This window comes from Actinomycetes bacterium (genome assembly GCA_036000965.1).
In the GTDB taxonomy this organism is placed as follows: domain Bacteria; phylum Actinomycetota; class CALGFH01; order CALGFH01; family CALGFH01; genus DASYUT01.
In genome coordinates, this window is the sequence record DASYUT010000056.1 from 1 (window position 1) to 4,268 (window position 4,268).

Annotated in this window: 4 protein-coding genes; all 4 read left to right on the forward strand. The window is 69.0% G+C overall.

The window, feature by feature from the left end; all coding sequences use genetic code 11:
* Nucleotides 1-673 (forward strand): transposase (locus tag VG276_04220; protein HEV8648610.1); only part of this gene is annotated, 673 nt, incomplete at its 5' end.
* Between the two features lie 182 nt (nt 674-855).
* Nucleotides 856-1,104 (forward strand): hypothetical protein, encoded by a 249-nt coding sequence (locus VG276_04225; protein HEV8648611.1) that lies wholly within the window; start codon nt 856-858, stop codon nt 1,102-1,104.
* 318 nt (nt 1,105-1,422) lie between these two features.
* Complete coding sequence (locus tag VG276_04230; protein HEV8648612.1) at nt 1,423-4,005, forward strand: glycosyltransferase; 2,583 nt, start codon at nt 1,423-1,425, stop codon at nt 4,003-4,005.
* 11 nt (nt 4,006-4,016) lie between these two features.
* The coding region (locus VG276_04235; GenBank protein HEV8648613.1) for a hypothetical protein at nt 4,017-4,268 on the forward strand (252 nt) is incomplete at its 3' end.

The window sequence follows — 4,268 nt, forward strand, 5'->3', positions numbered from 1 at the left end:
CGACGCGCTCGGCGGCCAGATCGACCAGCTCACCAGCAGGATCGACCAGGCGATCGCGGCGATCCCCGCCGCGCAGCCACCAGCCCCCGACCCCGGCCCACCCGCCGGCGTCCAGCCACCCATCCCGGCGACCCCCTCCACGGCGGGCCCAGCCGACGCCGCCGACCCCAAGACCCTGGCACCGCTGGCCGCCGTGGACCGCCTGGACGAGGTCCCCGGGATCGGCCGCACCGCCGCCCACGTGCTCACCGCCGAGCTCGGGCTGGACATGGGGCAGTTCCCCACCCCCGCACACCTGGTCTCCTGGGCCAGGCTGTCACCCAGGACCACCCAGTCCGGCGCCAAGCACCGCACCGGCGCCACCGGCAAGGGCAACCCCGACCTCAAGGGCACGCTCGGGGAGGCCGCCGCGGCCGCCGCCAAGACCGACACCTTCCTCGGGCAGCGCTACCGCCGCCTGGTCAGGCGCATCGGCAAACTCAAAGCCCTGGTCGCTGTTGCCCGCTCCATCCTGGTCATCATCTGGCACCTGCTCGCCGACCCCGCCGCCCGGTTCCATGACCTCGGTCCCGACTACTACAGCAGCCGCATCGACACCGACCGCAAGCCCCGCAACCACATCCGCCAGCTCCAAGCACTTGGCTACAGCGTCACCCTGACCCCAGCCGCCTGACCTACCCAACCCACAACCCCGTCCTCATGACCACCTTGGCCGGGCCAGCTGCCGCCTACCCTGGCAAAGGCGGTCATTTTCCGGTCAGGAGCCTGCTGATCGGGCGTGTTTCTGTCGGTGTTGTCGATTTGGTCGATTCGGAGGTTCGCGCCGCCGGCCGCCAGCGGGCAGACTGCCCGGGTATGAGCCCTGCACGCCATGCTCCCGATGACCAGCTGGACGCGGCGACCTGGTGCTGCCACCTGGTCCCCGACGGATCGGTGTACGCCTTTCTGGCCGATCACCGCCACGAGCTGTTCCCACCCGGGCTGTTCCCACCCGGGCTGTTCCCACCCGGGCTGTTCGCCGACCTAGACCCAAGGCCAGGGATTGAGGGGGTCTGGGACGGGCACCGGGCCGGTGGGAGCAGTGGCTCGTGCGGGCGCGCCTGACGGCGAGGTTCGACATCTTGCGCCTGACCACCCGGGGGAAGGCCCGCAACCGCCGCGTGACCAGCAGCCGCTCCGGGATCTCGGCGACCGTGTCGGCGGCCGCGCGGGCCAGGTACTCGGGGGGAACGAGCCACCCGGCCGCTGAGACCACAACTGTAGCGATCCTGTGCTACAAGTCATTACTGTGCGAAAGATATGATCAGCTCTATCCAGTCAGCAAGCCGAGCAAAACGGCGAAACGTAAGCTTGACGCAAAGAAAGGCAAGCACCAGACTCTGGCCAAGTCCGGGATGAAGGCGGGGGGGCCGACCGTTGCCGATGCTCGAACCTCCTCCCGCGTCGGAGTCGGCGCAACCTGCGCCTCGTCCGTGCGCACGTGGCAAGTTCCTCTTCCTCGATGACGCAAAGCTGTACCTTCGCGGTGTGACCTACGGGACATTTCGTCCGCTCGACGACGGTGCTGAGTATCCCCGTCCCGAGGTCGTCGAGCGAGATTTCGCCGCGATGGCTGCGAACGGGATTAATGCCGTCCGGACATACACCGTCCCGCCACGTTGGCTGCTCGACTCCGCGTATCGGCACGGCCTGCGCATCATGGTCGGCCTGTCGGTGGAGCGCTACGTCGGCTATCTGGCCGACAAAGAGGGTTCACCGGACGTCGAGGCGCTGGTACACGCCGGGGTCCGTGCGTGCGCGGCCCACCCGGCTGTCCTGGGCTACGCGATCGCCAACGAGATCCCGGCCCCGATCGTGCGCTGGCTCGGCCCTCGCCGGATCGAGCGGTATCTCGAGCGGCTGTGCCGGGCCGCCAAGGCGGAGGATCCCCAGGCCCTTGTGACCTACGTGAACTATCCCTCCACGGAGTACCTGCAGCTGCCCTTCCTGGACGTGGTCTGCTTCAACGTCTACCTGGAGTCCCAGGAGCGCCTCGAGGCCTACCTGGCGCGCCTGCAGAACATCGCCGGCGAGCGCCCGCTCGTCCTGACCGAGGTGGGGCTGGACAGCGTTCGGCATGGCGAGCCCGTGCAGGCGCAGGTACTCGACTGGCAGATTCGCACGGCGTTTGCGGCCGGCTGCGCGGGCGCCTTCGTCTATGCCTGGACCGACGAGTGGTTCAGGGCTGGCGCCGCGGTCGATGACTGGGACTTCGGGCTCACCCGCAGGGACCGGAGCCCGAAACCCGCGTTGGCGGCTGTGCGCAAGGCATTCGCCGACGTACCGGCCGCGGCAGACCTGCCGTGGCCTCGGATCTCGGTCGTGGTGTGCAGCTACAACGGGCAGCGCACGATCCGCAACTGCTTAGAAGGCCTGCCGGAGCTCGAGTACCCTGACTTCGAGGTCATCGTCGTCGACGATGGCTCGACGGACGCCACCGCGGCCATCGCGAGACAGTGTGGGTTTGCGCAGATCACGACGGCCCATCGTGGGTTGAGTCATGCGCGCAATGTGGGCATCGAAGCGGCCACTGGCGAGATCGTCGCCTTCATCGACGACGACGCTCGACCTGATCCGCACTGGCTGGCGTACCTTGCGCTCACCTTCCTGCGTACGGGCCATGTCGGAGTGGGAGGCCCGAATATCGCGCCTGCTGGGGATGGGGTCATCGCCGAGTGTGTGGCCAATGCGCCCGGCGGGCCGGTGCACGTCCTGCTCTCCGATCAAGAGGCCGAGCACATTCCCGGCTGCAACATGGCGTTTCGTAAAGCCGACCTGCAGGCGATAGGCGGATTCGATCCGCAGTTTCGCACTGCCGGCGACGACGTCGATATCTGCTGGCGGCTGCGGCAAGCAGGCGGCACGTTGGGTTTCAGCGCAGCCGCCATGGTCTGGCACCACCGTCGCAATTCTGTCCGCACGTATTGGAGGCAGCAGCAGGGCTACACCATGGCCGAGGTGCTGCTGGAAAGGAAGTGGCCGGAGAAGTACAACAGCGCAGGCCATGTCAGCTGGACCGGTCGGATGTACGGCAAGGGTCTCGCCCAGATGCTCGGCCGGCGGGGCCGAGTCTATCAAGGCACCTGGGGCAGCGCACCGTTTCAGGTGCTCGACCAGCCCGTGCCTGGCGTACTCCGGTCGCTCCCGCTGATGCCCGAGTGGTATCTGGTTACTGCCGCGTTGGCTGCACTCTCGGCGGTCGGCATCGTGTGGGCGCGGCTCCGTCTCGCCCTGCCGCTGCTCGTCCTTGCCGCCGGCGCCCCCGTCCTGCAGGCCGGTCTGGGCGCGGCACGAGCCTCCTTCACAAGCGGTCCCCGAACTCGCGTTGCGCGGCTGAAGTTGCAGGGCGGGACGGCGATCCTGCACCTGCTCCACTCGGCAGCGCGCCTCTGGGGTCGCCTGCGACACGGCCTCACCCCCTGGCGGCGGTATGGTCGGCCCGGGCTCTCGCTCCCACGGCGGCGCACCTCCGCGACCTGGACGGAACGCTGGCAGGCTCCTGAGAGGCGGCTTCAGGATCTTGAACTCGCCCTGCGGGCGGCCGGGGCGCTGGTCGTTCGCGGAGGTCCCTACGACCGTTGGGATCTGCAGGTGCGCGGCGGGATGTTTGGCGCCGTCCGTCTGCTCATGGCGATCGAAGAGCATGGTGCGGGCAGGCAGCTGGTGCGCGTCCGCTCATGGCCGAGGTACTCGAAGGCGGCGGTCATACTGGTCGTCCTCGTCGCCGGGCTCTCGATCAGCGCGGCGTACGACCACGCGGGCGTTGTCCCTGCCCTCTTCCTTGTGGTTGCTGGCCTGCTCGGCCTCCGAGCACTGCAGGAGTCCGCCGGCGCCACGGCCGCTGCCCGCTGCGCGCTCCAGCAAGCGGAGCTGGACGGGCGCACCCCATCGCCGCGCCGGAGGCCGTTCTCCCTTGCCCGAAGCCTGCGCCGAAACGGCGGTCGGTCGAGGGGGCAACGCGTGTGAGGACGCGCGGCGTGCTTGCCATTGCCGCGTTCGTGGTCCTGGGAGGGCTCGCGCTCTCCATTGCCGTCACCGACGGCTGGCGCGGGACAGCAGCGCATCTCGGCAGGGTCGGTGCCGGAGCCCAGGAGCTGACCGTCGAGAGCGAGGTCAACGACCTGGTGGCGCTGCGGGTGCCGGCGGAGCTGCCAAGGCAACTGGTGCAGCCGCGGCCGTTGCCGCTGATGGCGGGTGGTGGGTTGCTGGGCTTCGCGCTCGCCGCTGGC

Bases quoted from the DNA above. Each gene is read 5' to 3' on its own strand.
- VG276_04225 (HEV8648611.1), top strand. From the start codon at position 856: ATGAGCCCTGCACGCCATGCTCCCGATGACCAGCTGGACGCGGCGACC.
- VG276_04230 (HEV8648612.1), top strand. From the start codon at position 1,423: ATGCTCGAACCTCCTCCCGCGTCGGAGTCGGCGCAACCTGCGCCTCGT.